This window comes from Collinsella aerofaciens (genome assembly GCF_028207065.1).
Classification (GTDB): Bacteria; Actinomycetota; Coriobacteriia; order Coriobacteriales; family Coriobacteriaceae; genus Collinsella; species Collinsella aerofaciens_AR.
In genome coordinates this window covers 43,363-68,896 of record NZ_JAQLFP010000010.1, presented here as the reverse complement: position 1 = coordinate 68,896, position 25,534 = coordinate 43,363, and the positions used below count along the sequence as shown (strand labels likewise).

Sequence of the window (25,534 nt, the reverse complement as noted above, 5' to 3'; positions counted from 1 at the left end):
CGGCCTGAACGAGGCGACGATCGCGAAGTACATCCGGGAGCAGGAGAAGGCCGACATCGCGCTCGACCGGCTGAGCGTCAAGGAGTACGAGGACCCCTTCGATAGGGGGCCGGGGCGCAAATAGCGCCGGTTTGACCGGCCCGTCACGGGTCAACCTGCAGTGCGGCCCGAACCCCGTGAGGGCCGGCGCCTTTAGACGCGTGCCGGAAATCCAAGGGTTATACCCTAAGAGCAAACCACCCCTTTTAGGGGTGGTTTTGATTTGATAGGACCTTGATCCCATCGGTACCTTTCGCCCAAAACCAAATCCTTCCAATTCCCGGACAAGCTCCGTTTGAGACATGTGCTCAAACAAGACGTTTGTTGCGCAACACCTGTTCAACGAAGCAGGGGGTTAGGTTATACTGAATTGCACTGTGGGCCGTTTTTGATGCAAGAGGCTTCAAACGCGGCATTCAGTGGACACCCGTTTTGCTATTTGGGCGTCCATACGGTCATTGACGTCTCGACGTAAGCTCGGCCCCGGAGCTCGTTCGAGCTGTTCCTATTCCTTGAAAGGGGAAAAATGGACATATCGAGGAAGACTGATTACGCCCTTCGCATGCTCGCGATGCTTGCCGAGGACCCGGAGCGTCTGCTTTCTGTTCGCACTGCCGCCGAAGAGGTCAATGTCCCGTATTCGTTTGCCCGTTCGATCCAACACGGTTTGGTTCAGGCCGGCATTGTGGAGAGCCTGCGTGGTGTTCATGGCGGCATGCGCCTTAAGGTGAGCCCCGACGATGTCACGATCCGTCAGGTTGTAGAGGCCGTTCAGGGCCCCATGGTTATGAACGACTGCACCGCGCCCGATGGCGACTGTGCGCGCATGGGCACGTGCTGCTATCATCCCCTGTGGGCCGGAGCCCAGGCACTGATGCGCGACTATCTCGATTCCGTTTCGCTCGGCGATATCGTCGCCCATCGCCAGTTCCCGGCCGTCGATCCCAAGTTCGCCGATCGCGATGCGTTTCCCGAGTACGCCGCCTGCGCGTATGCTTGCCGGGAGGAATAGCGCCGCATAAGGAGCATTGCCATGATTCAGGACCCCTTTCGTTCGATGATTCGTTCGGAAGGGGTCCTGCGCTATCGCGACCTTCCGTGGCGCCGCACGCGCGACCCGTACATTATTTGGCTTTCCGAGGTTATGCTGCAGCAAACGCAGGTGCCGCGTGTGGAGACGCGTATGCCCGCGTGGCTCGATCGCTTTCCAACCGTGCAGGCGCTTGCCCAGGCCGCGCCTTCCGATGTTTTGGACGCTTGGCAGGGGATGGGCTACAACCGTCGTGCTCTAGCACTTCATAGGGCTGCACAGCAGCTAGTAGAGGACTGGGGCGGGAAGTTCCCGCGCGAGACGCGCGATCTGGTCGCCCTGCCCGGTATTGGGCCAGCGACGGCGCAGGGCATTCGGTCGTTCGCGTTCGATCTTCCAGGCGTGTATCTGGAGACCAACGTGCGCACGGTCTTTCTGCATCATTTCTTTCCCGATATGCCGGCTGTTCCCGATCGCGAGCTGGTGCCGCTGATCCAAGCCGCCTGTCCGGCGGCCCCCGGTGCGGCGACCGACGAGATCGCTCCCTTTGCCGTGCCGCTCGATGATGCCGACACGCCGCGCGCGTGGTATTACGCGTTGCTGGATTACGGCGCATATCTAAAAAAGACGTTGCCCAATCCGTCCAGGCGGTCGGCGGGCTATAGCCGTCAATCAAAGTTTGAGGGCTCACGTCGCCAAAAGCGCGCGCATATCGTGCGTATGTTGCTGGCAGCGCGCGATGGCCGGCCGGCGGGGATTACGCTTGCTGATACCGTGGTGGGCGTTAACGAGATGGAAGCGGCAGCCGGTCGCGGGCCGGTCGAGTGCGACTTGATCGCGGGTATTCTAGCTGACCTGGAGCGTGAGGGCTTTTGCCGAGCCGAGGGCGATCGCTGGCTGAGCATTTAGCCCGTGCAAATCTGAAGAACAGGATTGTAAGGTTTAGATTTTCGGCAGGGGGTACCATAAAATAAGGCCGCTCAAAGCCTATGGGCGGCATGTATTGAAGGGAAGTACACCTATGGATTTTGAGAGCTCCCAAACCAAGAAGAACCTTGAGACCGCTTTTGCCGGTGAGTCCCAGGCGCACACCAAGTATCGCTACTATGCATCCAAGGCTAAAAAGGACGGTTACGTTCAGATCTCGAATATCTTTGCCGAGACGGCGGGTAACGAGTCCGAGCACGCCAAACTGTGGTTTAAATATCTGCACGACGGCGCCGTTCCGGGCACTCTGGACAACCTGCGCGACGCCGCCGCGGGCGAGAACTACGAGTGGACCACGATGTATGACGAGTTTGCCAAGACCGCCGAGGAGGAGGGTTTTGCCGAGATCGCCGAGAAGTTCCGTGGCGTCGCCGCCGTCGAGAAGGCCCACGAGGAGCGCTACAACAAGCTCGTCGAGCGCATTGAGTCGGGCGAGGTGTTTGAGCGCGAGGGCGTAAAGGTGTGGAAGTGCCTGAACTGCGGACATCTGCACGTTGGTGCCGAGGCACCTGAGGTGTGCCCGGTGTGTAACCACCCCAAGGCGTACTTTGAGGAGCAGGTGGTGAACTACTAGCGCTTGGCGCTGGCTGCTGCGGAGCGCAGGGCGGGGAAATACCTTTCCCTCTCGCTCACGGCTTCGCAGAGTCGCGCGAGGCAAAGGTATTTCCCCGCCTTGCGCTCCGGCGTTGGGTCGTCGCGTGCTCGATACAGAAAAGCTGATAAAAAAGGTTGTGTGCCGCCCCTTTTTGGGGCGGCACGTTTTTGTGGGGTCCCGGTCTCCACAATTTTCGTCAAGCTATTGGTTAGATTTTGGTCAGTTGGCGTAAGGGTGGAAGGCCAAAAGATTGTTGGCGAAAAAAGCTCAGAGAAAGTGCTGGTAGGGGAGTTGTTGAGGTTTTCGACAGCTTTTGTCAACAAGAAACTTTGCGGCTATTGCTACGGATTGCGTTGTCGCGGTCATGGCGGTGCGGGATGCTGGGCGTAAGCGTCGAATGCTCCGATTTTGGAGGCCAGCATGGATTTGTTTCTTGAGACTCCGCAGCAACAAGCTGAGCGCATGCTGCGTCAGCAGCAACGACTCATGGAGATACAAATGCAAGGGGCGGCAGTCCAGCCCTTTGCGCAAAATGTCGTGCCCGCTGCTGTACCTGCAGCTGTGCCCGGGTGCGAATCGGCACCAGAGGCCTATTCCGTACAGCAAGATTCATATGCGCAGGAGCTCGCGTTCGACAAGCATCGTGCGCGTCACCGTCGCTGGGCCCAGCGCCTGCGTACGCTGGCGATGATCGTGCTGATCCCGCTGGGGCTTGCGGCAATCTTCTTGGCCTCATATGCCCTCACGTGCATCCTCAACGGTGCATCGCCCAACGAGGTGCTCCAACATCTAGCGGCCCTGGGCCAGCGCCTAGATGACGTCATAACAACCATCCGCGCCGGCTGGGAGAGCTAGCGTTTGTCGCATTAGGACTTCTAGGGTGTAGGGATTATCGCCACGAGTGGAATCCTTGCATCCTGTGGGTCCTGTCGTGCGACTGAATAGTATTATTGAAGATGAATAATAATAAGGGATACAGGTAATACAAAAAGGAGGTGCTCGGTTGAATCTGACCTTTGAGGGATTCTTAAAAGGCTATTGCCGAGAGCTATCCGGACAGCAGTCGCTGAGTTTTAGAAAATTGGTTGAGCAGGCGACGACGGATGCGCCGCGCGTGGCGGAGGCTCTGTTTTTGCTCGCTTTGGCGCAAGGAAAAGCCGAATACGTTCTGGGTTTATCCGAGGGCTCGTGGATGGAACGGGATTATCGAGACGTTTTATCCTTGTACGGTCAAGCGGGTAGCATGGCGTCTCTATGCGCCAAAAGTGAGCTCCCTAATCGTTATGCCAACGTTTGGCGTGCGTATAGAGCGGTGAAGGAAAAGCCGGCGGCCGATAGAAGGGTGAACGCCCTGATGAGAAAGAAAACGCTGGAAGCATTGGAGGAATCGGGTGTAACGCGCTATGGCCTCTGCCGTGCTCTGCGCCTGAATAAAGGAAACGTATACGCATACTTGGCCGGCGATGACTCAAAGGTGAGCAGGAAAACGGCGCGCCGCATTATGGAATATGCGGAGGAGAGGGGCGCCCAAGAAGGGGCCGGGCGCCCGGTGCGTATGGCGGGGTAAGATTGATCGAGGTTTGATTGGTGCTCGATTGGGTTTGTTGGGCGGAGTTTATGTCTGCTATTGATATTGTGCTTGTTGTTATCGCCTTGGTGGCGGTGGGGGTTGCTGTGGCTTGCGCCCTCCAGCTCAAGAGCCTGCGTGCCGAGTTGCGGGAGCGTGGCGACAGTAGCGCGGAAACGCTGGCAGCGCTCGAGCAGGCCAACAGCACGCTCGACACCCTGAACGTCGCGTTGGCCGAAACCCGCCGCACGGCCAATGCCATCGCGCAGCAGCAGACGACCGACGCCGCCGTAGAGCAGCAGCGCTACCTGACCATTGCGCGCGAGTTCTCGCAGGCGGGTGACCGTATGGATGACCTGCGCCGCGAGACGGCCCAACAGCTTGGCGCCAACCGCGAAGGCATCGAGCACCGCCTGGACAAGGTGCGCGAGACGGTCGATGCCCAGTTGGGCGCCATCCGCAAAGACAACAACGTGCAGCTCGATCAGATGCGTGCGACGGTGGACGAGAAGCTCTCCCGTACGCTCAACGATCGCCTGTCGGCATCGTTTAAGCAGGTGAGCGACCAGCTCGAGGCCGTGTACAAGGGCCTGGGCGACATGCAGTCTATCGCCACCGGCGTGGGCGACCTTAAGCGCGTGCTGGGCAACGTCAAAGCGCGTGGCATTTTGGGCGAGGTGCAGCTGGGCGCGATCCTGGCGGACATCCTCACGCCCGACCAGTATCTGGAAAACGTCGCCACCAAGCCCGGCGCCTCGGAACGCGTTGAGTTTGCCGTCAAGCTGCCGGTGGACGAGGACGACCCCGTGCTGTTGCCGATTGACTCCAAGTTTCCGGGCGACGCGTACGAGCACCTGCTCGACGTGCAGGAGTCGGGCGACGCGGAGGCCGTTGCCGCTGCGCGCAAGGCGCTCGATATGATGGTGAAGCGCGAGGCAAAGGACATCTGCGAAAAGTACCTGAGCGTACCCGCGACCACCAACTTTGGCATTATGTTCGTGCCGTTTGAGGGCCTGTATGCCGAGGTCGTCAGTCGCCCCGGGCTTATCGAGACCCTGGGCCGCGACTATCACGTCAACGTTGCCGGCCCCAGCACCATGGCCGCCATTCTCAACAGCCTGCAGATGAGCTACCAGACGTTTAGGCTGCAAAAACGTACCGACGACGTACTGCGCGTGCTCTCCGCCGTCAAGGCCGAGCTGCCGCGTTATCAGGCGGCGCTGCGCCGCGCCCAGCAGCAGATCGAGACCGCGGGCAAAACGGTCGAGGGCATCATTACCACGCGCACCAACGTCATGGAGCGCAAGCTCAAGGACATCGACGCGCTGGAAGACGCCGACCAAGCCGATGAGATCTTGGGGCTCACGCCCGCGGGCTTTCCCACAGACCAAGAAGACGAGGACTAATTGCAACAAGACGGCGGGGCGCCGGCGCAAACGCGGATGCCCCGCTGCTTTTCGCATCGTGCTTGCCTGAAGTGCGCTTCAATGTGCAACAATGGCGTTTCGCCCTATCAGACGCGAAAGGAAGCCCATGTCTCAGAGAAGCACCAGCCCGCTCAAACGCTCCACCGTGCGCCGCACGCTACAGCGTTTTTGGGATGTCACGCGCATGCAGCCGCTGATTGTCTTTCTCTCGGTGTTCTCGTCGGCGGGCTACATCTTTTTGCTGACGTTTGCCAATACCTATGTGATGGCCCTCATTGTCGACCGCGTTCAAGCCGGTCCCGTGGCGGGTGACCAGGTGTTTGAGGTCTTCGGTCCCTACATTCTGGCGCTCGTGCTCGTCAACCTGGTGGGCCAGATCCTCTCCAAGCTGCAGGACTACACCGTCTACAAGCTCGAGATCGCAGGCAACTACCACCTGGCGCGCCTGTGCTTCGACACGCTCTCCAACCAATCCATGACATTCCATACCAGCCGCTTTGGCGGATCGCTTGTGAGCCAGGCAAGCCGTTTTATGAGCGGCTATACGGGTCTGGTGGACGTAACGGTGTATTCGCTCATCCCCACCATCACCTCGGTCATCTGCACCGTGGCCGCACTCGCCCCGGTGGTGCCGACGTTTACCGTGATCCTGGTGGGCATCATGGTCGTCTACATTGCGTTTGTCTGGCTTATGTACAAGCGCATCATGCCGCTTTCGGCCGCGACGTCCGCCGCGCAGAACAAGCTCTCGGGCGTGCTCTCCGACGCGGTCACGAACATCTTGGCCGTCAAGACTTGCGGGCGCGAGGACTTTGAACGTGATCTGTTCGATACCGCCGACCGCGCCGCGCGCGACGCCGAGACGGTCTCGATGCACGCCATGATGCAACGCAACTTTACGACCTCGGGCCTTATCGTCATCACCATGGCTGTGGTGAGCGTGTTCGTCGCGGGCGGCAACGCGTGGTTTGGCATCTCGGCGGGCTCGCTCGTCATGATCTTTACCTACACCTATAACCTCACCATGCGCCTGAACTACGTGAGCTCCATGATGCAGCGCATCAACCGCGCGCTGGGCGATGCGGCCGAGATGACGCGCGTGCTGGACGAGCCGCGTCTGGTGGCAGACGACGAGAACGCCTCCGAGCTCAAGGTGCGCGAGGGCGCGATTGATTTTGAGCACCTGAGCTTTGCATACCGTGATGCCGCGGCGGACGAGAGCGTGTTCGACGACCTGACGCTCCATGTGGCGGCGGGCCAGCGCGTGGGCCTGGTGGGCAAATCGGGCTCGGGCAAGACGACGCTTACCAAGCTGTTGCTGCGCTTGGACGATGTGCAGGGCGGCCGCGTGCTCGTGGACGGCCAGGACGTCTCGCGCTGTACGCAGCAGAGCCTGCGCCGTCAGGTGGCCTACGTGCCACAGGAGGCGCTGCTGTTCCACCGCTCCATTCGCGAGAATATCGCCTACGGCCGCCCCGACGCCACCGACGAGCAAATTCGTGAGGCGGCGCGCCTGGCCAATGCCCTGGAGTTTATCGACCGCCTGCCCCATGGCTTTGACACCATGGTGGGCGAGCGCGGCGTTAAGCTTTCGGGCGGCCAGCGCCAGCGCGTGGCCATTGCCCGTGCCATCCTCACCGACGCGCCGATTCTGGTACTCGACGAGGCGACGTCTGCCCTCGATAGCGAGTCCGAGGCGTTGGTGCAGGAAGCTCTCGAGAACCTGATGCGCGGCCGCACCTCCATTGTGGTGGCGCATCGCCTGTCCACCGTGGCGGCGCTCGACCGCATCGTGGTGCTGGCGGATGGCGAGATCGTCGAGGACGGCACGCATGTGCAGCTCGTCGAGGCGGGTGGCGAGTACGCGAGTCTGTGGAGCCGTCAGACCGGCGCATTCTTGGAGGCGTAAGCGTCTAGGACGTGGGACAATTGTGCCCATAAGTTTATTGTGCCGTTGAGCCGAGGAGTCGTTATGCCACGCGAGACCAATGCCGCCAAGCGCGAGCGCGCCATCGAGGTGTGTGAGCGCCTCAACCGTCGCTATGGCCCGGTCGAGTGCTTTTTGGACCACGAGAATCCCTTCCGCCTGCTGATCGCGGTGCTACTCTCGGCGCAAACGACCGACGCGCAGGTCAACAAGGTGACGCCGCGGCTGTTTGCCCAGTGGCCCACGCCCGAGGCCATGGCCGGGGCGAGCGTGGCTGACGTGGCGGACACCATTAAGTCACTCGGCTTTTATAAGAGTAAGGCCAAGCATGCCGTGGAGGCCGCCCAGATGATCGTTGCTGACTACGGCGGCGAGGTACCGGCCGACATGAAGGAGCTTGTAAAGCTGCCGGGCGTGGGGCGCAAGACGGCGAACATCGTACTCAACGTGGGGTACGGCATCGTGGAAGGCATCGCAGTGGATACGCACGTCAACCGCATTGCGCACCGCCTGATGCTGAGCCCCAAGACGCATGCCAAGGAGCCGCTCAAGACCGAGCAAGATCTGCTCAAGATTCTGCCGCATGAGTATTGGGAGTCGGTCAATCACCAGTGGATCACTTTTGGCCGCGAGATTTGCGATGCCCGTAAGCCCAAATGCGACGAGTGCCCGCTGGCGGATTTGTGCCCCAGCGTGCGCGTGACGGGGTAGGGCCCGGCACGTTTTGCCGGCGTCCGAAGGCTTTGGCCAATGTTGCGCAACACATTTGGGCTGCGAAGGCTCAATATGATGGCGACAGATGCCGTTTGTTGTGAGGGGATGCCCGAATATGTTTTGCACCAAGTGTGGCTCCGAGATGCCCGACGGAACCGATTTTTGCACGAACTGCGGGGCGCGCATGGGCACCACTTCTCCGGCGGCCGCGCCTGCTGAGTCCGCACCGATGCCGGCGGCAGGGATGCCTTCCGTGCAGGGCGCCGTACAAAAGAAATCGCATAAGCGAGCGGTGATTATCGGCATGTGCGTGGCAGGCGTGCTCGTTGCCGGCGGTGCCGCTCTGGCACTGACCGGCGTACTGGGTCCGCTTGGGCAGGGCAACTCATCGCAGATTACGGTGCTGGGGTCCGACGAGGGTTCGGCCGAGCACAAGGACAAGGGAAGCGCCAAGGAAAAGCCGTCCGCCGACGAGGATGAGGCGGATGAGTCTGAGCAGACCGGCAGCAGTGTAAAGGTCGACCTCAATGACCAGGCAACCTATGCCGCCGCGAATCTGTTCCTGTCGAACTTTACGGAGGAACACTTCGATCGGGACTGGTATCAGACAGGTGCTTTCGATTCGACTGATGGGCTTTCTGATGACGAGAAATACAAGCTGGTCAAGTTTATCTGGTGCCATTTTATTGACAACGCGCCGTATCGAATCGAGAAAGGCGACTATGACAACGGTCACTATCAGCGCATGGCGACCGATGTGATCAATAGGGAGCTCAATCGCCTGACGGGTCTGACGCTCTCGGATGCTGACATGACCTTTGATAAAGGGTCGGGTGGGCAGATGCTTGCTGATTCGGCCGAAGCGCATGACGGGTACCTGTACCTGAAGCAGGAATACGGCCAGGGGAATTACAACCCACCGTGTGCCATCGTTACGGGCGCGACTGACCTTGGCGACAACATCTACGAGCTCACCTATGAAGTCTACAGTGCTGGCGGCATGTTACTTCCTTCCGACATTCCCGAGAGCACCTACGGCCTGCCAAAGGATCAGTTCATCGCCGCAATTCAAGCGGACGCATCCAGGGGCCGTATCGAGACTTGCACGGTCCGCGTCGCGCAGGGTGACGGCGCCCCGACCTTCACGCTGCTTAAAATGGGCGTCTACGATTAGACTCGGCGTATAGCTCACTCTGATAACGCCAGGCGGCTCGTCCGTCTGGCGTTTTTTGCGGGGCCGGGCTTGCCCTTGGGTTGGAGTCCTCTCCATGCGCTACCATGACAAACAATGAACTTTGACGTACGACCCGCCGAGCTTGCCCCGGCGGGCTTTTGGTGTTGCGATGCCGGAGGACCATATGCTCATTCACCGTATAGCCGCGCAGCTCTACACTGCCGAGGCCTTGCAGACCGTCGAGGCCGGACTCGATGCCGGCGAGGACGTGACGCTGGCCGTGTCGCAGTCGGGCCGCACGCTTATGGCCGCCGCCCAGTTTGCGCGCCGTCCGCGCCCCACGGTCTATATCGTAAGTGGCGAGGACGCGGCCGATCGCGCCGCGCGTAGCCTTGCCGCCTACGTGGGCCTAGCGCACGTGTGCCGTTTTCCCGAGCGCAAGGACTATCCGTGGCGCGAGCAGGCGCCCGACGACGCCGTGGTGGCGCAGCGCTGCGAGGCTCTGGGGCGCATCGTGCGCGGGGACAACTGCATCATGGTTGCCTCGGCCCGTGCGCTGCTGCGCTGCGTGCCGCCGGTCGAGAGCCGCTACTGGGAGTCCACGACCTTTGCGGTGGGCGAGGAGATTCCTTTTGACGAGGTGCCGCATCGCCTGGTGGGCATGGGCTACACCAATGCCGGCGCCGCCGACGCGCCCGGCTTGTTCCGCGTGCACGGCGACACCGTCGAGGTGTTCCCCGCGCAGGAGAAGGCACCCGTGCGCATTGAGTTCTTTGGCGACGAGATTGATCGCATCCGCCGCATGGTGAGTTCCACGGGGCAGACCATCGGCAACGAGGACAGCATCGAGATTTTCCCCTGTCGCGAGCTCGCACTCACCGACGACGCCGTCCACAACATGCATGTGGCGCTCTATCGTGCCAGCCAAGACGACAGCAAACTGGCGGCGCTGCTCGAGATGGTGGATGCGCGCATCGTCACGCCCGAGCTCGATCGCTTTTTGCCGGTGATGTACGGCCAGACCGTGAGCCCGCTGGCGCACGTGAGCGGCAAGGCGCTCGTGGTGCTGTCCGAGCCGCGCTCGCTGTTCGACGATTGCCTGCGTGCCTACGAGGATATCGAGGCACGTGCCGGCGAGGCGGGGGTCGACCGTCTGGACGGCCTGTACGTGCGTGCCCAGCAACTCGACTTTGGTGCCCAGCAGCGCCTTAACTACGTGAGCTTGATTCGTGCCGGCGGTGCGGTGACGGCAGAGCTCAAGATTGAGCAGCCGGCCATCGCGGGCTCGGACAATCGCTTTATGACGCGCATCCAGGAGGTCGTGGGCAAGCGCTATGCCTGCGTATTTGCCATCCCCGACCGCGGTGCGCGCGAGTCGATGGAGCTCACCTTTGGCGATGAGGGTATTACTTTTGAGGAGTCGCTGACGGCCGCGCCCGAAAACGCGGGCGCTATTGGCGACCGTGTGCGCGTGGCAGCGGCGGATTCTGCCGATCGTGCTGTCCGCCAGGATGCTCATGCTGCAATTCGCGAACGCAAGGCCGACGCGCTCAACGCCCGCTCGCTCGAGGCAGGTGCCGCCCAGGCTGCCGCCGGCGCCACCGTGCCCACCATCTCGCGCGGACGCGTGACCTTTGTCGATGCCGCCTTGCCGCAGGGCGTGGTGGTGCCCGATGCCAACCTGGCCGTGTTCTCGATCGCCGACCTCAACGCCCGCATGGACGCCAACCGCGCGCGCAGCCGCCGCAAGGTGGACATTACGCAGATCACGTTTCCGTTTAAGCCGGGCGACTACGTGGTGCACGCCACTCACGGCATCGCGCTCTTTAGCGAGATCGCGCGCCAGGAAGTGGGCGGCAAGGAGCGCGACTACTTTTTGCTGGAATATGCCGACGGCGACAAGCTCTACGTGCCGCTCGAGCAGGTTGACCGCATCACACGCTATGTTGGCCCCGACGGCGACAAGCCGCGCCTGACCAGGCTCAACACCGCCGACTGGACGCGCGCCACCAACAAGGCGCGCAAGAACGCCAAAAAGCTGGCGTTTGACCTGGTCGACCTGTATACGCGCCGCTCGTCGATTACCGGTATCGCCTGTCCGCCCGACACGCCCGAGCAGATTGAGATGGAGGAGAGCTTCCCCTACGACGAGACGCGCGACCAGCTGGAGGCTATCGCTGACATTAAGGCGGACATGGAGGCGCCCAAGCCCATGGACCGCCTGCTGTGCGGCGACGTGGGTTTCGGCAAGACCGAGGTCGCCCTGCGCGCGGCGTTTAAGTGCGTGGACTCCGGCCGCCAAGTCATGGTGCTCTGTCCCACGACCATTCTGGCCCAGCAGCACTACGAGACGTTCTTTGAGCGCTTTGCCCCGTTTGGCCTCGAGGTCGAGGTGCTCAGCCGCTTCCGCACCCCGGCGCAGCAAAAGCGCGCGCTCAAGGCGTTTGCCGAGGGCACGATCGATGTGCTCATCGGCACGCACCGCTTGCTTTCTGCCGACGTGAACCCCAAGAACCTGGGCATGGTGATCATCGACGAAGAGCAGCGCTTTGGTGTGCAGCACAAGGAGCAGCTCAAGAACCTGCGTGAGCAGATTGACGTGCTCACGCTTTCGGCAACGCCGATTCCGCGAACCATGCAGATGGCCACGAGCGGCGTGCGCGACATGAGCCTGATCACCACGCCGCCGACCGGGCGCCGCCCCGTGATCGTGCACGTGGGGGAGTACGACCCCGATGTGGTGAGCGCGGCGATTCGCCTGGAGGTGGGTCGCGGCGGCCAGGTGTACTACGTGTCCAACCGCGTCAAGACCATCGACGACGCCGTGGCGCGCGTGCACGAGGCCGCGCCCGAGGCGCGCGTGGGCGTGGCGCACGGCAAGATGAGTCCGCGCGAGGTCGAGGACGTGATGATCGAGTTCGCGACCAAAAAGATCGACGTGCTCATCGCCACGACCATCGTGGAGAGCGGCATCGACAACGCGTTCGCCAACACGCTCATCATCGAGGACTCGCAGCGCCTGGGCCTGGCACAGCTCTACCAGCTCAAGGGCCGTGTGGGCCGTTCTGCCACACAGGCCTACGCATACTTTATGTTCCCGGGCGAGCTGCCGCTCACCGAGGAGGCAACGGCGCGCCTGACCGCACTGTCCGAGTTCCAGGACTTGGGCAGCGGCATGCGCATCGCCATGCGCGACCTGGAGATTCGCGGCGCCGGCTCGCTCATGGGCGCCGAGCAGCACGGCAATCTGTCGAGCGTGGGCTTTGACCTGTTTACACAGATGCTGGGCCAGGCCGTGGCCGAGGCGCGCGGCGACGACGACGCCGGCGTGGAGGCGGCGAGCGTGGGCATTAACCTGCCGGCCGATTACTTCTTGTCCGAGGAGTACCTGCCGGCGGTGGATCAGCGCGTGCTCGTGTACCGTAAGCTCGCAGCGGCCGAGGACTTGGAGAGCATCGATGAGGTGCAGGAAGAGACCGAGGCCGCGCATGGCGAGCTGCCGTTGGCAGGGCTCAACCTGTTCAACCGCGCGCGCATCCGTATTCGCGGCGAGCGCCTGGGGCTCGAGAGCGTCACGCTCAGCGGCGGTCGCATCACGTTTTTGGGCGTCGACGTGCCCAAGAAGGTGGCCTTTGAGCTTAAGACCCGCTATGGCGCGGTGAGCTTCCCCAAGAGCCGCAAGCTGTCGGTGCCCTACAAGGCGGGCGCCGGTGTGGGCAGCGGCCTGGGCCGCGGTCTCGACGCCAACGACGAGGCCGGTCCCGTGGCGGCCGCACTCATGCTGCTGCAGCAGCTGGGTGCTAGCGATGATGAATAACAGGTAGGTGGCGTGGCGGGACAAGGATTCTTTGCCCCGCCACGTTGCAGGTTGAAAACTTCGCCCGATGGAAAGGAAAGCATGTTCGGGTACATCTATAAGAAAGACGTCGCCGCTATCGCGGTCGTCCTGTGCCTTTGTCTGGGCGTGGGCAGCTTCTTCGATTACCAGATCTCGAGCGCGCTGTTCAACATCGCCAGCATGTACGGCCGCTTTATCGAGGCCGCCGGCGAGCTGCCGTTTGAGCTGACGGCGAGCGTCGCAGGCGTTATGCTCGTACGCGCGGTGCGTCCCGACTCCAGGGGGAGCAAATGGCTCGCCGTGCTGGGCGTTCTGGTCAACGTGGGCCTGGTCGGCTACGAGATCGTTTCGTCCCTGCGGGTTGGCGGCAAACTCATCGTGGTTCAGTTGGTGCTGACGTTTGTGCTGGTCATCGCGGCCAACCTCATCGCCTATCGCCTTACGCGCGACACCGCGCCCGACGATCTCACGCGCTGGGCGTTGATGGTGCTTGCCGTGTGGGTCGCTCAGGCCATTATCCTCAACGTGATCGTCAAGCCACTGTGGTCGCGCCCGCGCATGCGCGTGATCGAGGTGACGCAGGGGCTCGATTTTCAGCCGTGGTGGGTGATCGGCAACCCCGACAAGTGGACCTATATCGCCGCCGGCGTGATCAAGGACGGCTTTAAGTCGTTTGCGAGCGGACACACGGCACACGCGGCGATCGGCCTTATGCTCGCCGGGCTTCCCGCGGCGGCCTTTAAGGAAAAGCCGTCGCGCCGCCGCGCGGTCTTTTGGGTCGCCGCTGTGGTTGCGGCGTTCGTCGCCTTTGGTCGTATCGTGATCGGTGCGCACTTTTTGAGTGACGTGAGCTGCGGCTTTGCCCTGGTGCTGGCGCTTGAGTGCCTTGCCGCGCGCATTGCCTATCCGAGCGGCGTACAATAGCGGCACCTGAATCATCGGGCTCGTGCCCGGCTAGAGAGGATTACCATGCTCGCGTTTAACAACGACTATTCCCACGGCGCACATCCGGCAGTGCTGCAGGCGCTCGTCGACACTAATATGGAGCCGCAGCCCGGCTACGGCACCGATGCACACACCGAGCGTGCCAAGCGGCTCATCCGTGAGGCCTGTCAGGCTCCCGATGCCGACGTATTTTTCCTGGTGGGCGGCACACAGGCCAACGCGACGGTGATTGACATGCTGCTTGCGCCCTACGAGGGCGTCGTTGCAGCCGAGACCGGCCACGTTGCCTGCCACGAGGCGGGTGCCATCGAGTTTGGCGGCCACAAGGTGCTTACCATTCCCGGCTACGAGGGCAAGATGCATGCCGAGGAGCTCGACAGCTATATCCAGGCGTTTTACGAAAACGAGAGCTACGAGCACACGGTGTTCCCAGGTGCCGTGTACGTGAGCCTATCGACCGAGTACGGCACGCTGTACTCCGCCGCCGAGCTTGCGGCGATTCATGCGGTGTGCCAGAAGCGCCAGATTCCGCTGTTTGTGGATGGCGCCCGTCTGGCCTATGCGCTGGCGGCCGATGAGTGCGACATTACCCTGCCCGAGCTGGCGCAGCTGTGCGACGTGTTCTACATTGGCGGCACCAAGTGCGGCGCGCTTTGCGGCGAGGCCGTGGTGTTTTGCGGCATGCACGCTCCGGCACACCCCATTCCGCGCATTAAGCAGCACGGAGCGCTGCTGGCCAAGGGCCGTCTGACGGGCGTTCAGTTTGAGGCGCTCTTTACCGACGGCCTGTATTTTGAGATTGGCCGCCAGGCGATTGAGACGGCGCAGGCGCTTCGTCGCGTGCTGCATGAGCGCGGCTACCAGTTCTTCTTGGAGACGCCCACCAACCAGCAGTTTGTGATTTTGCCCAACGAGGACATGGCCCGCATTCGCGAGCATGCTTCGATCGAGTACTGGGAAAAGTACGACGAGACCCACACCGTGGTGCGCTTTTGCACCAGCTGGGCCACGACACAGGAGGACATCGACGCGCTGGCGGCTGTCCTGTAGGTTGATGTAATGACGAGGGGCCGCCTTGCGCCTGGGTTTGGCGCAAGGCGGCCTTTGCTTTTGAGAGGGGCTGTATGGCCAAGATGTCCGAGCCGACGATTCGCCTGGCGACGCCCGATGATGCGCCGGCATTGCTTGCCATTTATGAGCCGTATGTGCTCAAGACGGCGATTACCTGCGAATACGAGGTGCCGAGCGTTGAGGAGTTCGCCGGGCGCATCGAGCGTACGCTCAAGCGCTACCCGTATTTGGTGATGGAGCTGGACGGGCTTCCGGTAGGCTATGCCTATGTGAGCCCGCTCAACAACCGCGAGGCCTATGACTGGTCGGTCGAGACGTCGATTTACCTGGCACGCGACGTGCGCCACGGCGGGCTGGGCCGCAAGCTGCACGATGCGCTCAAGCAGTGCCTGATCGCGATGGGCATCACCAACATGTGCGCGCTCATCGCCGTGCCGCACGACAAGGACGACGAGTATCTAACGCACAACAGCCAGGACTTCCATGCCCATATGGGATATCGCTTGGTGGGTGCTTTCGACCGCTGTGCCCAAAAGTTCGGCCGCTGGTACGACATGTGCTGGATGGAGCTGGTCCTGGCCGAGCGCACCCCCAACCAGTCCAAACCAACCTGGTTCCCCGACCTTCCCGCCTAAAACCACCACGGAGGCGTCTGTCCCCATTGTGGTGGTTAGCCGATGGGCTCGGTGTATTTGGCGCGGTCGGTGCGTTGGATGCGCTTGGAGACATGGAGCGGGCGGCCGTCGGTGTCGTAGACGTAGTCAGTGATCAAGATCAGCGCCTGCCCACGCTCAACGTTGAGCAAAAACGCCTCGTTTTGCGAGGCATAGCACACCTCAAAGGTCTTATGCCCCTGTGCCGGCGCGCGATGGAATTCTTGGCGCAGCGTGGCGTAGAGCGAACCGTTGATATCGCGATCGATGAGCGATCCAAAGCTTGGCGGCAAATAGGTGGTCTCCAGGCACAGTGGCGCATCGTCCAGATAACGCAGACGGACAAGTTTGACGAGCTTGCTGCCCACGGTAGCGTCAAAGAACTTGGCCACGCTGCCCGTTGCCTTGGCAAAGCCCGAGTCCACGGTACGCGTGGTGGGCTTCATGCCCTGACCCTGTACCTGTGCCGTGTAGCTCGAAAACACCAGGTTGTTCTCGTGGAGCGCCGGCGTGTCGGCCACAAAGGCACCGCGCCCGCGCTCGGTGCGAAGCAGGCCCTCATCGACGAGCACCTTAAGGGCGTGGCGCACGGTGCTGCGCGACAGCCCCGATTCGTCCATGAGCTCCATCTCGGACGGCAGCTTGTCTCCACGGGCGTAGGTGCCGGCGGCGATGCGGTCGCGCAGCGTGCTCGCCAGACGCTCGTATTGGGTCAGTTTCTTTTTAGATGAAGCGCTCATACGACTAACCTGTATCTAACTTGTATGCTTGCCTAATCAAGCATGTATCCAATACAACAATAAAACTGCTGGTAACGAGTCATCGAAAACCTTACCAGCATAATTTCTAAGACAAATATAGCATACAACTAGTCGACATAGCCAAAACATGTATGTAACTTGTATGCCATCGAGAGCATCAAACGAGAAGAAAGGCTGATGCACGATGACTACTCAGGAACAGGTTAAGGATGTCGTCTCCCAGGTTTTGGCTGACAAGGCAGACAAGGGCGGCATCAAGCGCGTCGTGTGGATTGGCGCCGGCGGATCCAACGGCGGCAACTATCCTGCCCAGTACTTTATGGAGCACGAGGCCACGCAGGTCGTGAGCTCCAGCTACACCAGCAACGAGTTCGTGCACGCAACCCCCGCCTACGTTAACGAGAACACCCTGGCCGTCGTCGTGTCCATGCGCGGCACCAAGGAGACCATCGTCGCCGCCCAGGTCGCCAAGGACCACGGCGCCAGTACCATCGCCATCTATGTTGACGAGTCCGGCCTCACCGAGGTCTGCGACTACAAGATCCAGTATGACAGCCTGGCCGTCGACGAGTCCTGCATGGGCCGTACCAACTCCGCCGTCGTGACCATGATCGCCATGGAACTCACGCAGCAGACCGAGGGCTATGCCGAGTACGAGACCGCTATGGCCGCCTTCGACCTGGTTGACCCCATCTATCGCAAGGCCGTCGAGTACACCCGTCCGCTCGCCGCCAAGTGGGCCGAGCAGAACGCCGACAAGCCCTGCATCAACGTCATGGCTCAGGGTCCGCTCTTTGGTGCCGCCTACGTCTTTAGCATCTGCAACGTGCAGGAGATGCTGCAGATCGACTCCTGCACCATCAACACCTGTGACTTCTTCCACGGCCCCTTCGAGATCCTGGACAAGCGCACTTCGCTGTTCCAGCTCATCAGCGTCGGCCGCAGCCGCTGCAACGACGAGCGCGGCATCCGCTTCGTCAACCAGTACGGTGGCGAGCGCGTCTATCAGCTCGACGCCAAGGAGCTCGGCCTCAACGACATCAAGGACAGCGTGAGCGAATACTTCAACCACCTGATCTTTGCGCCGATCCTCAACAACGTGTATATGCGCGCGCTTTCTGCCGTCACTCACAAGGACTACATGACGCGCCGCTACATGTGGAAGCTGGACTACTAGTTACGCCGTTCTACCGAACGGCGTAACGGCTCGACGCTGCGCGCCCGGCATTTGGCCAATCTGCCGTTCAATTTCAAAGGCGCGACCAGAAGGTCAGCGCCTTTTCATCTCACGGCACCTTGGCTCAAATGACGGGCGCTCGCTGACGTTGCCAAAACGTCGGCGTCGTCGTGTTTGTTAAGGGGTTGGTGCATTGGGGACAGGTTACTTTGCACCAAGTTGGTGCATATGAACCTGGCCTCTTTGCACTAATGGGTTGTAGCGGAAAAGCAGATTTTCCCGTCTGCCGATTTGTGCCTTGAAAAATGTATATAACGACTATAACGTAGTGTGAAACATATTGGAAACAATACCGAGGAGGCTGCGTTGAAGAAAAGCAATCTGGGCTATGTGCTGGTGCTGATCGCCGCGCTCATGTGGGGCAGCATCGGAATCTTTGTAAACGGCATCTCGGCCATGGGCGTTACGTCCCAGAGTATGGCTGCCTTTCGCTTGTTGTCGGGTGCCGTCTTAATGGCTCCGGTCTTGGCATTCATGGGTTGCCAGGGAGGTGCTCGTGAGGGAAAGGCATCGGGTCCCCTGGCACTGTTCAAGGCAAGTCCTAAAGAGCTTGTTCCTTGTGCGCTTCTTGGCATTATCGGCCTCGCCACCGCTAACACGCTTTATTACGAGTGCATGGGCGAGGTGGGCATGTCCACGGCCTCGGTGCTGCTTTACACCTCGCCGGTGTTTGGCGTCATGCTCGGTCGCGTACTTTATCGCGAGGATGTGACTCCCAACAAGCTCGTTGCCATCGCTTTTAACATCGGTGGCTGTGTACTTGCAGTGACCGATGGCGACCTTTCCGGTTTTCATTTTTCGGTTTGGGGCGTCACGTCGGGCGTGATTGCGGGCTTTTGTGGCGCGTCGCTCGCGGTGTTTAGCCGGATAGCAACCAAGACGGTCCACCCGCTGGCTGTCACGTTTTGGGGCCTTGTTTTTGGCGGTGCGGTTATGGCGGCTATCGCGGCTCCGTGGCCAGATGTCGCCGCAGCAATGTCGCCACAGCTGCTGCTGCTGTTCCTTGGCTTTGGACTCATCCCCACAGCCGTGGCCTATGTCTTATATATGCAGGGTCTGTCCATGGGGCTCGAGACGTCGAAAGTTCCCGTCGTAATGTCATTCGAGACGGTCGTCACCGTGCTGCTGGGCATTGGTGTCTACGCCGAGCCCGCCGGTACGATCAAGGTTCTGGGCATCGTTTTGGTGCTCGCGTCCATCGTGATCATGAACACCGACTTTTCCAAGCTGCGCAACAGTGTGTTTGTCGACCATGTCATTGAGAGCATGACCTTTAAGCCCAACGCGTGGTGGACGGAGAAATCGCAGGACATGGATCTGTTCCGCGAGCGCACGGGCATTACGCTGGAGCCCACCGTGCAGGAAAGCCCCTGGTACTTCGTGCGATAGGGGATTGGCGGAGTGTTTGAGCAGGTAGCGCCCGGCGTTTGGCCGGGCGGTGCCTAGCCAGCGCCGACCTACCCAAGACCATCGTTTCGATTGCGTTAAACCCGCCAACGGTCGTTTTTCACCCGCGAACGGTTTATATACTAATTAGCAAAATAAGCAACGTATAAGACGTTATAATGACCATAACGAAAAGGAGGAGGCAAGATGAATCAGATCATTCTCGCATCTCATGGCGGCCTGGCCGCAGGCGCCAAAGACACGCTCGAGATGGTTCTCGGCGACGTGTCGAACGTCCACGTCGTGTCGCTTGCTCGTGACGACAAGGAGCCCATCACCAATAAGGTGGACGCCATGATCGCCACGTTCAACGCGGACGACACCGTCTATGTGCTGACCGATATGCTCGGCAGCTCGGTCAACAACAGCATGGTCGAGCTTTCCAAGAACGGCACGAAGTTCACGGTTGTCAGCGGTTTCAACATTCCGCTGGCACTGACGCTCGCTATGAGCCCCGCCCCCGTCAAGGGTGCCGAGCTCGCGGCCCTCATCAACGAGGCCCGCACCGGTCTGACCAACCCCAACGCACCGGTCGAGGTCGCCGCGGCTCCCGCCAAGAAGGCCAAGGCGTCCCGTCACAGCTCCGGTCCCGCCAAGATCGTCCTCGCACGTCTTGACTACCGTCTGCTGCACGGCCAGGTCGTCTTTACCTGGACCACCAAGGTTCAGGCCGAGCGCATCATCGTCGTCGACAACGCTGCCGCCAACGATGACATCAAGAAGGGCGCTCTTAAGCTGGCCAAGCCCCAGGGCGTGCGCCTGAACGTCTTCACCGTCGAGCGTGCCCTCGCCAAGATGGACAAGCTCAACACCCTCGGCGAGCGCGTCATGTTCGTCTTTGGCAACACTGCCGAGATGCTGCAGTTCTGCCAGGGCTACAAGCTCGACGCCATCAACCTGGGCGCCACCGCCAACCACGACGGTGCCGAACAGGTCGGCGGCAAGGACAGCTCCGTCTTCTTCGACGCCACCCAGAAGGCCGACGTCAACCAGCTGCTCGACATGGGCATTAAGCTCTATGTCCAGCAGACCCCTACGTATCAGAGCGTCGACATCGACGCCAAGCTGTAATCAACCAGGCTTTTGCCTGACTGAAAGGAGAAGGGTATGAATACGTTCATCAGTGCGGTGCTCGTCGGCCTCGTCGGCGTGTTCTGCATGTGGGACTCCCGCCTGCTCGGTCGTCTTAACTTCGAGCAGCCCCTCGTTGGCGCTACGCTCGTCGGTCTGCTGCTGGGCGATGTGCCCACCGGCCTTGCCGTCGGTGCCGCCGTCGAGCTCGTGTCCATGGGCCTGGTGCAGGTCGGCGCCGCCGTTCCGCCCGATATGGTCCTGGGCGGCATCGTGGCCGCTGCCTTTGCGTGCCTGACCGATGCTTCCGCCGAGACCGCCATGACGATCGCCATCCCGGTCGCCGTCCTGGGTCAGCTCCTCGGCATCGTGTTCCGTTCCATCATCGCCGCCCTCACCCATGTGGCAGATAGCGCGATCGATAACGGAAAGTTCAAGACCGCCTATCGCATGCACATCTGCGCCGGCTCCGGTCTGTACGCCGTCATGTACTTCCTGCCGATCTTCCTCGCCGTCTTTGTTGGCACCGACCTGGTTCAGGCCATCGTCAACATGGTTCCCGAGTGGCTGTCCACTGGTCTTAACGTTTCGACCAAGATCATGACCGCCTACGGTTTGGCCCTGCTGCTCACCATGATGATCAAGAAGGGTATGACTCCGTTCCTGTTCATCGGTTTCCTGCTCGCCGCTTACCTCAACCTGTCCGTCATCGCGGTCGCTCTGATCGGTGTGTGCCTGGCTGTCGTCTTCATGGGCTTCAAGTTCAACGGTTCCCATGCAGCCGCCGGTGTCGATTCCGACTACGATCCGCTCGAAGACGACGAAGACTAAGGAGGAACACACTATGGCAACCGCAACCAAGGACGTGTCCCTGAACAAGAAGGTCAGCCAGTTCTTCTGGCGCTCCTGGGCCATCCAGGCCTCTTGGAACTACGAGCGTCAGATGAACATGGGCTTCCTCTACGGCATGGTTCCCACGCTCGATCGCCTCTATCCGGACGAGTCCGACCCCAAGCAGCTCGCTGCTAAGAAAGAGGCTTACCACCGTCACATGGCGTTCTACAACTGCACCCCGCAGACGAGCGCTTTCATCCTGGGCCTCGCCGCCTCCATGGAGGAAGAGTACGCCAAGGATCCCGAGAACTTCGACCCCGATTCGATCAACGCGGTCAAGACCTCCCTTATGGGTCCGCTTTCCGGCATCGGTGACTCCTTCTTCCAGGGCACCATCCGCGTTATCGCCTTTGGCCTGGGTGTTCAGCTGGCTCAGCAGGGCTCCATCATGGGCCCGATCCTGGCCATGCTCATCTCCATCGTGCCCTCTGTGCTGATCACGTGGTTCGCAGCCAAGATCGGCTATCAGGGCGGCCACGAGTACCTGAGCAAGCTCCAGGGCGGCGACCTCATGGAGAAGCTCATGTATGTCTGCGGCATCGTGGGTCTTATGTCCGTGGGCGGCATGATCGCTACGCTGATCGGCGCCACCACCCCGCTGCAGTTCGCTGAGGGCACCGTCGTGATTCAGGACATCCTGGACGGCATGATGCCCCAGATGATCTCCCTCGGCCTCACCGGCCTTATGTACTGGCTCATCAAGAAGAACGTCAACACCGGTTGGCTTCTCGTGATCGCCATCGTGGGCGGCATCGCCCTCTCCGCGGCCGGCATCCTGGCCTAGTCGCGACCAAGCGTCTAACCGCTTTCCCCGGGGGCCTGCCTGGCATCCCATACCCCAGGCAGGCTTCCATCCCTAGATGTGTCAAAGGGACAGTTCCTTTGACACATCCTCAACGGGCCGGCGACTCGGTCCAAACCACGGTAACCCTGCGAGCGCCCGGCAATGTGGCGCCGCAAAAAATCGAAAGGAATGTGTCAGATGTACGAGATCGACCTTAACCTCCCTAAGCAGATCGTCGCTGACGTCCTGTCCAACCACGAGATCCACAGCGTCGCCTTCGTCGGCTGCGGTGCTTCCATGTCCGACCTTTACCCTGCCAAGTACTTCCTGGCCAACAACACGGACAAGCTGAACGTTCAGATCTTCACCGCTAACGAGTTCAACTACGACACGCCTTCCTGGGTCAACGAGCACACCTTCGTGATCACCTGCTCCCTCGGTGGCTCCACGCCCGAGACCGTCGAGGCCAACAAGACCGCCAAGAAGCACAACTGCCCGGTCGTCTCCCTCACCAACAAGGCCGGCTCCGCTCTGACCGTCGACGCCGACCACGTCATCGTTCACGGCTTCCATGCCAACTACGCTGCCAAGTGCGAGAAGCCTGGCTACGCCATCGCTCTTGCTCTCGAGATCCTTCAGCAGACCGAGGGCTATGACCACTACGAGGACATGATCACCGGCCTCACCAACGTCTTCGAGCTCTGCGAGAACGCCGCTCAGTCCGCCAAGGGCCTCGCCAAGCAGTTCGCCCAAGACTTCAAGGACGACAAGATGATCTACTTCATGGCCTCCGGTGCCTCCGAGAAGATGGCTTATTCTCACGCCGCCTTCCTGTTCACCGAGATGCAGTGGATCGACGCCGCCGCCTACAACACCGGCGAGTACTTCCACGGCCCGTTCGAGGTTTCCACCGAGGGTAAGCCCTACGTCTTCTTCATGTCCGACGGTGCTACCCGTCCGATGGACGCTCGCGCCCTCACCTTCCTTAAGCGCATGGGCGCCAAGGTCGCTCTGATCGACTCCAAGGACTACGGCCTGGCTGACGCCGTGCCGGCGAGCGTCGTCACCTACTTCAACCCGCTGCTGCACCTCGCCGTTATGCGCGAGTACGGCAACCAGATCGCCGAGGCCCGTCAGCACCCGCTGACCATGCGTCGCTACATGTGGAAGCTTTCCTACTAATCACAAGTAAGTAGACCTTACGGGTTGATTGAGAGGGGATGGGGTTTACACCCCGTCCCCTTTTCTGTTTTGGGAGGGCGTGTTCGTTGCGCCGCAAAACCCCAGATAAAACCTACCAAAATAAACCTGTCTCTTTTTGGCAGGTGGGAGGAGATGCGTATGATCAAGGCAGTGCTGTTTGATATGGACGGCGTGCTGGTCGATACCGAGTGGTTCTACAACCGTCGCCGCGTGGCGTTTATGGAGGAGAAGGGCTTCCACTTTGACGAGATTCCCGATCTTTCGGGGTCTAACGAGCCTGCCATTTGGGAGGCGCTGGTGCCCGACGATGTCGAGCTGCGCGAGCGCCTGCGTGTGGAGTACAAGCAGGTCTACAGCCCGGTCCACCCCGTTCCGTATGCCGAGCTGCTCAACGAGCAGACGGAGCCGGTGATGCGCGAACTGCACGAACGCGGCGTGAAGTGTGCCATCGCGAGCTCGTCCTACCGCGAGCTCATCGACGAGCTGGTTGAGATTGCCGGTATCGCCGACGTGCTGGACTACACCATCAGCGGTCACGAGTGCAGTGCGTTTAAGCCCGACCCCGAGATCTACCTGCGTGCCATGGAGACGCTGGGAGTTGACCCCGCCGAGTGCCTGGTTATCGAGGACTCGCCGTTGGGCATCGAGGCTGGCAAGCGCTCCGGCGCCCGCGTCCTGGCACTGCGTCCGCATGAGGGCGTCAACCTGGACCAGTCCGCCGCCGACGTCGTCATCGACAACCTGACCGACATTTTGGCCGCTCTGTAGTGTCAATCCACCGCGAGAAGCACTGGTTCACGCGTCATTTGCTGCAGATTGGCTTAATTTGGCATCAATTTAGATCCGTTTGGCTTCGATTCGGGCTAAGTGAGTAGACTTTTTGGCGCAGGCCGGGCACAAAGCGTTTCTGACTTAGTAAAACCGCAGGTCACAGAGGTGGCTGTTATTGGCTGTGCTCGGGAGGTCGCGAAAAGTCTACTCACTTAGAATTTGGGCCTTTGGTTGTGGGGTTACCGGTCCCGTTTTGGTTGTCGAGAGAGGGTGAATTGAGGCGCCCTCTGTCGCTCCATGCTACAATCGCCGACATGCCCCACAACTACATCTGCCTTCGAAGGGAGCCTACGTGGCGAACGCCATCGATCAGCTCACGGACCGCGTGCTCGTGCTCGGCCGCCTTACCATCGTTCGCCGCGCTATTACCGCTGTGGCGGTCACCATATCAGCCGTTCTCCAGACATTTCTGATCCAGGCGTTCATTCAGCCCGCCGATCTGCTTCCGAGCGGTCTCACAGGCGTCGCGGTCCTGCTCGATCGCGTTACCTCGCTTGGCGGCGTTCATATCGACATCTCGCTCGGCATGCTCGCGCTCAACATCCCCGTGGCGCTCCTATGCTGGAGCGGCATTAGCAAGCGTTTCGTCATCTTCTCGATGATGCAGGTCATGCTCTCGTCGCTGTTCCTCAACATCTTTCATTTCGCCCCGTTTTTGGGCGACAAGATCATGCTCATCATTTTTGGTGGCGTGGTCTCGGGTCTGGGTGCTGCCATCGCGCTCAAGTCCGGTGCATCAACCGGCGGCACCGACTTTATCGCGCTATGGGTCTCCAACCACACGGGCAAGACCATCTGGGGTGTCATCTTTGGTTTCAACTGCTTTATCCTGGCGATCTTTGGCTTTATGTTTGGCTGGGACAACGCGGCGTACTCCATCGTGTTCCAGTTTATTTCGACCAAGACCATCGACAGCTTCTATCATCGCTACGACCGTGTGACGCTGCAGATCACAACGCGCAAGGCCGATGAGGTCATGACCGCCTATGTTGACCATTTTCAGCATGGTATTAGCTGCGCCGAGGTCATCGGCGGATACAGCCGTGAAAAGATGTACCTGCTGCACACCGTTGTCTCGACCTACGAGAGCCAGGACATTATCAAGCTAGTGTGCGACATTGATCCCGGCGCCGTGATCAATGTGTTCCACACGCTCAACTTTGTGGGCGGCTGGTGGGGCGGTCATGTCGACGAGCCCATGCCCACGGCCGTTCCCGATCCCGACAAGCCCGCTCGCATAGCGAGTCGTCAGGCGCGCCTCAGTGAACAGGACAGCCTGCAGCAGGACGACGGCAAGTAAGGATTTGCTGTATGTGGTGTATCGTTTTATCAAACTGAGA

Annotated in this window: 22 protein-coding genes and 1 pseudogene; 22 read left to right on the top strand and 1 reads right to left on the bottom strand. The window is 60.7% G+C overall.

The annotated features are described in order from the left end of the window. From PMX72_RS04490 to PMX72_RS04425, 14 genes and pseudogenes are all read left to right on the top strand, one after another. Window positions 1-124, top strand: a pseudogene (locus tag PMX72_RS04490) (IS200/IS605 family transposase); the annotation flags it as partial. A gap of 441 nt (window positions 125-565) precedes the next feature. Next, window positions 566-1,051: an RrF2 family transcriptional regulator gene (locus tag PMX72_RS04485; protein ID WP_089573240.1), complete on the top strand. Its 486-nt coding sequence runs from the start codon at window positions 566-568 to the stop codon at window positions 1,049-1,051. 21 nt (window positions 1,052-1,072) lie between these two features. Then, entirely contained in the window at window positions 1,073-1,978 is a 906-nt protein-coding gene (locus PMX72_RS04480; RefSeq protein ID WP_271728850.1) for an HhH-GPD family protein, read from the top strand. Window positions 1,979-2,090: 112 nt separating this feature from the next. Then, a complete protein-coding gene (rbr, locus tag PMX72_RS04475) occupies window positions 2,091-2,630 on the top strand; it encodes a rubrerythrin (RefSeq protein ID WP_117646627.1) in 540 nt (179 codons plus the stop codon). 441 nt (window positions 2,631-3,071) lie between these two features. Next, on the top strand, window positions 3,072-3,506 hold the full coding sequence (locus PMX72_RS04470; protein ID WP_271728849.1) for a hypothetical protein: 435 nt from the start codon (window positions 3,072-3,074) through the stop codon (window positions 3,504-3,506). A gap of 148 nt (window positions 3,507-3,654) precedes the next feature. Continuing rightward, window positions 3,655-4,218: a hypothetical protein gene (locus PMX72_RS04465; protein WP_271728848.1), complete on the top strand. Its 564-nt coding sequence runs from the start codon at window positions 3,655-3,657 to the stop codon at window positions 4,216-4,218. Window positions 4,219-4,268: 50 nt separating this feature from the next. Further along, on the top strand, window positions 4,269-5,624 hold the full coding sequence (locus tag PMX72_RS04460) for a DNA recombination protein RmuC (protein WP_271728847.1): 1,356 nt from the start codon (window positions 4,269-4,271) through the stop codon (window positions 5,622-5,624). A 127-nt stretch (window positions 5,625-5,751) separates the two neighbouring features. After that, window positions 5,752-7,554 (top strand): ABC transporter ATP-binding protein, encoded by a 1,803-nt coding sequence (locus tag PMX72_RS04455; RefSeq protein ID WP_271728846.1) that lies wholly within the window; start codon window positions 5,752-5,754, stop codon window positions 7,552-7,554. Window positions 7,555-7,617: 63 nt separating this feature from the next. Further along, entirely contained in the window at window positions 7,618-8,283 is a 666-nt protein-coding gene (gene nth, locus PMX72_RS04450; RefSeq protein WP_271728845.1) for an endonuclease III, read from the top strand. A 118-nt stretch (window positions 8,284-8,401) separates the two neighbouring features. Next, window positions 8,402-9,460 carry a zinc ribbon domain-containing protein gene (locus PMX72_RS04445; RefSeq protein WP_271728844.1) on the top strand — a complete coding sequence of 353 codons (1,059 nt, stop codon included), beginning with the start codon at window positions 8,402-8,404 and terminating at the stop codon, window positions 9,458-9,460. Between the two features lie 184 nt (window positions 9,461-9,644). Continuing rightward, window positions 9,645-13,277 carry a transcription-repair coupling factor gene (gene mfd, locus PMX72_RS04440; protein WP_271728853.1) on the top strand — a complete coding sequence of 1,211 codons (3,633 nt, stop codon included), beginning with the start codon at window positions 9,645-9,647 and terminating at the stop codon, window positions 13,275-13,277. Between the two features lie 81 nt (window positions 13,278-13,358). After that, window positions 13,359-14,222 (top strand): phosphatase PAP2 family protein, encoded by an 864-nt coding sequence (locus tag PMX72_RS04435; RefSeq protein ID WP_117848814.1) that lies wholly within the window; start codon window positions 13,359-13,361, stop codon window positions 14,220-14,222. Between the two features lie 45 nt (window positions 14,223-14,267). Then, the gene (locus tag PMX72_RS04430) at window positions 14,268-15,293 is read left to right on the top strand and encodes a threonine aldolase family protein (RefSeq protein ID WP_271728843.1); all 1,026 of its coding nucleotides are present in this window, start codon (window positions 14,268-14,270) and stop codon (window positions 15,291-15,293) included. 74 nt (window positions 15,294-15,367) lie between these two features. Continuing rightward, on the top strand, window positions 15,368-15,949 hold the full coding sequence (locus tag PMX72_RS04425; protein ID WP_271728842.1) for a GNAT family N-acetyltransferase: 582 nt from the start codon (window positions 15,368-15,370) through the stop codon (window positions 15,947-15,949). A gap of 35 nt (window positions 15,950-15,984) precedes the next feature. Here PMX72_RS04425 and PMX72_RS04420 read toward each other — a convergent pair whose 3' ends face one another. After that, window positions 15,985-16,707 (bottom strand): GntR family transcriptional regulator, encoded by a 723-nt coding sequence (locus PMX72_RS04420; protein WP_271728841.1) that lies wholly within the window; start codon window positions 16,705-16,707, stop codon window positions 15,985-15,987. A gap of 205 nt (window positions 16,708-16,912) precedes the next feature. Between PMX72_RS04420 and PMX72_RS04415 the strand changes: the two genes are divergently transcribed. The 8 genes from PMX72_RS04415 to PMX72_RS04380 all read left to right on the top strand — a co-directional run bounded on the left by PMX72_RS04415 (window position 16,913) and on the right by PMX72_RS04380 (window position 25,494). Further along, complete coding sequence (locus PMX72_RS04415; RefSeq protein ID WP_006235139.1) at window positions 16,913-17,905, top strand: SIS domain-containing protein; 993 nt, start codon at window positions 16,913-16,915, stop codon at window positions 17,903-17,905. Between the two features lie 366 nt (window positions 17,906-18,271). Then, window positions 18,272-19,354 carry a DMT family transporter gene (locus PMX72_RS04410; RefSeq protein ID WP_271728840.1) on the top strand — a complete coding sequence of 361 codons (1,083 nt, stop codon included), beginning with the start codon at window positions 18,272-18,274 and terminating at the stop codon, window positions 19,352-19,354. Window positions 19,355-19,558: 204 nt separating this feature from the next. Continuing rightward, a complete protein-coding gene (locus PMX72_RS04405; RefSeq protein WP_117640938.1) occupies window positions 19,559-20,482 on the top strand; it encodes a PTS sugar transporter subunit IIAB in 924 nt (307 codons plus the stop codon). 36 nt (window positions 20,483-20,518) lie between these two features. Continuing rightward, window positions 20,519-21,313 carry a PTS mannose/fructose/sorbose/N-acetylgalactosamine transporter subunit IIC gene (locus tag PMX72_RS04400; protein ID WP_006235136.1) on the top strand — a complete coding sequence of 265 codons (795 nt, stop codon included), beginning with the start codon at window positions 20,519-20,521 and terminating at the stop codon, window positions 21,311-21,313. A gap of 13 nt (window positions 21,314-21,326) precedes the next feature. Beyond that, a complete protein-coding gene (locus PMX72_RS04395; RefSeq protein ID WP_117640939.1) occupies window positions 21,327-22,160 on the top strand; it encodes a PTS system mannose/fructose/sorbose family transporter subunit IID in 834 nt (277 codons plus the stop codon). A gap of 198 nt (window positions 22,161-22,358) precedes the next feature. Then, window positions 22,359-23,342 carry an SIS domain-containing protein gene (locus PMX72_RS04390; RefSeq protein WP_233503150.1) on the top strand — a complete coding sequence of 328 codons (984 nt, stop codon included), beginning with the start codon at window positions 22,359-22,361 and terminating at the stop codon, window positions 23,340-23,342. 159 nt (window positions 23,343-23,501) lie between these two features. Beyond that, window positions 23,502-24,131 carry an HAD family hydrolase gene (locus PMX72_RS04385; protein WP_158549388.1) on the top strand — a complete coding sequence of 210 codons (630 nt, stop codon included), beginning with the start codon at window positions 23,502-23,504 and terminating at the stop codon, window positions 24,129-24,131. A gap of 355 nt (window positions 24,132-24,486) precedes the next feature. After that, complete coding sequence (locus tag PMX72_RS04380) at window positions 24,487-25,494, top strand: YitT family protein (protein ID WP_117640941.1); 1,008 nt, start codon at window positions 24,487-24,489, stop codon at window positions 25,492-25,494. The last annotated feature ends 40 nt before the right edge of the window (window positions 25,495-25,534 follow it).

Excerpts from the sequence above, each read along its gene's own strand:
- PMX72_RS04400 (WP_006235136.1), top strand. The coding sequence starts at position 20,519 with ATGAATACGTTCATCAGTGCGGTGCTCGTCGGCCTCGTCGGCGTGTTC.
- PMX72_RS04445 (WP_271728844.1), top strand. The coding sequence starts at position 8,402 with ATGTTTTGCACCAAGTGTGGCTCCGAGATGCCCGACGGAACCGATTTT.
- mfd (WP_271728853.1), top strand. The coding sequence starts at position 9,645 with ATGCTCATTCACCGTATAGCCGCGCAGCTCTACACTGCCGAGGCCTTG.
- PMX72_RS04385 (WP_158549388.1), top strand. The coding sequence starts at position 23,502 with ATGATCAAGGCAGTGCTGTTTGATATGGACGGCGTGCTGGTCGATACC.
- PMX72_RS04390 (WP_233503150.1), top strand. The coding sequence starts at position 22,359 with ATGTACGAGATCGACCTTAACCTCCCTAAGCAGATCGTCGCTGACGTC.
- PMX72_RS04395 (WP_117640939.1), top strand. The coding sequence starts at position 21,327 with ATGGCAACCGCAACCAAGGACGTGTCCCTGAACAAGAAGGTCAGCCAG.
- PMX72_RS04460 (WP_271728847.1), top strand. The coding sequence starts at position 4,269 with ATGTCTGCTATTGATATTGTGCTTGTTGTTATCGCCTTGGTGGCGGTG.
- PMX72_RS04405 (WP_117640938.1), top strand. The coding sequence starts at position 19,559 with ATGAATCAGATCATTCTCGCATCTCATGGCGGCCTGGCCGCAGGCGCC.
- PMX72_RS04430 (WP_271728843.1), top strand. The coding sequence starts at position 14,268 with ATGCTCGCGTTTAACAACGACTATTCCCACGGCGCACATCCGGCAGTG.
- rbr (WP_117646627.1), top strand. The coding sequence starts at position 2,091 with ATGGATTTTGAGAGCTCCCAAACCAAGAAGAACCTTGAGACCGCTTTT.
- PMX72_RS04415 (WP_006235139.1), top strand. The coding sequence starts at position 16,913 with ATGACTACTCAGGAACAGGTTAAGGATGTCGTCTCCCAGGTTTTGGCT.
- PMX72_RS04485 (WP_089573240.1), top strand. The coding sequence starts at position 566 with ATGGACATATCGAGGAAGACTGATTACGCCCTTCGCATGCTCGCGATG.
- PMX72_RS04435 (WP_117848814.1), top strand. The coding sequence starts at position 13,359 with ATGTTCGGGTACATCTATAAGAAAGACGTCGCCGCTATCGCGGTCGTC.
- PMX72_RS04480 (WP_271728850.1), top strand. The coding sequence starts at position 1,073 with ATGATTCAGGACCCCTTTCGTTCGATGATTCGTTCGGAAGGGGTCCTG.
- PMX72_RS04470 (WP_271728849.1), top strand. The coding sequence starts at position 3,072 with ATGGATTTGTTTCTTGAGACTCCGCAGCAACAAGCTGAGCGCATGCTG.
- nth (WP_271728845.1), top strand. The coding sequence starts at position 7,618 with ATGCCACGCGAGACCAATGCCGCCAAGCGCGAGCGCGCCATCGAGGTG.
- PMX72_RS04420 (WP_271728841.1), bottom strand. The coding sequence starts at position 16,707 with ATGAGCGCTTCATCTAAAAAGAAACTGACCCAATACGAGCGTCTGGCG.
- PMX72_RS04455 (WP_271728846.1), top strand. The coding sequence starts at position 5,752 with ATGTCTCAGAGAAGCACCAGCCCGCTCAAACGCTCCACCGTGCGCCGC.
- PMX72_RS04425 (WP_271728842.1), top strand. The coding sequence starts at position 15,368 with ATGGCCAAGATGTCCGAGCCGACGATTCGCCTGGCGACGCCCGATGAT.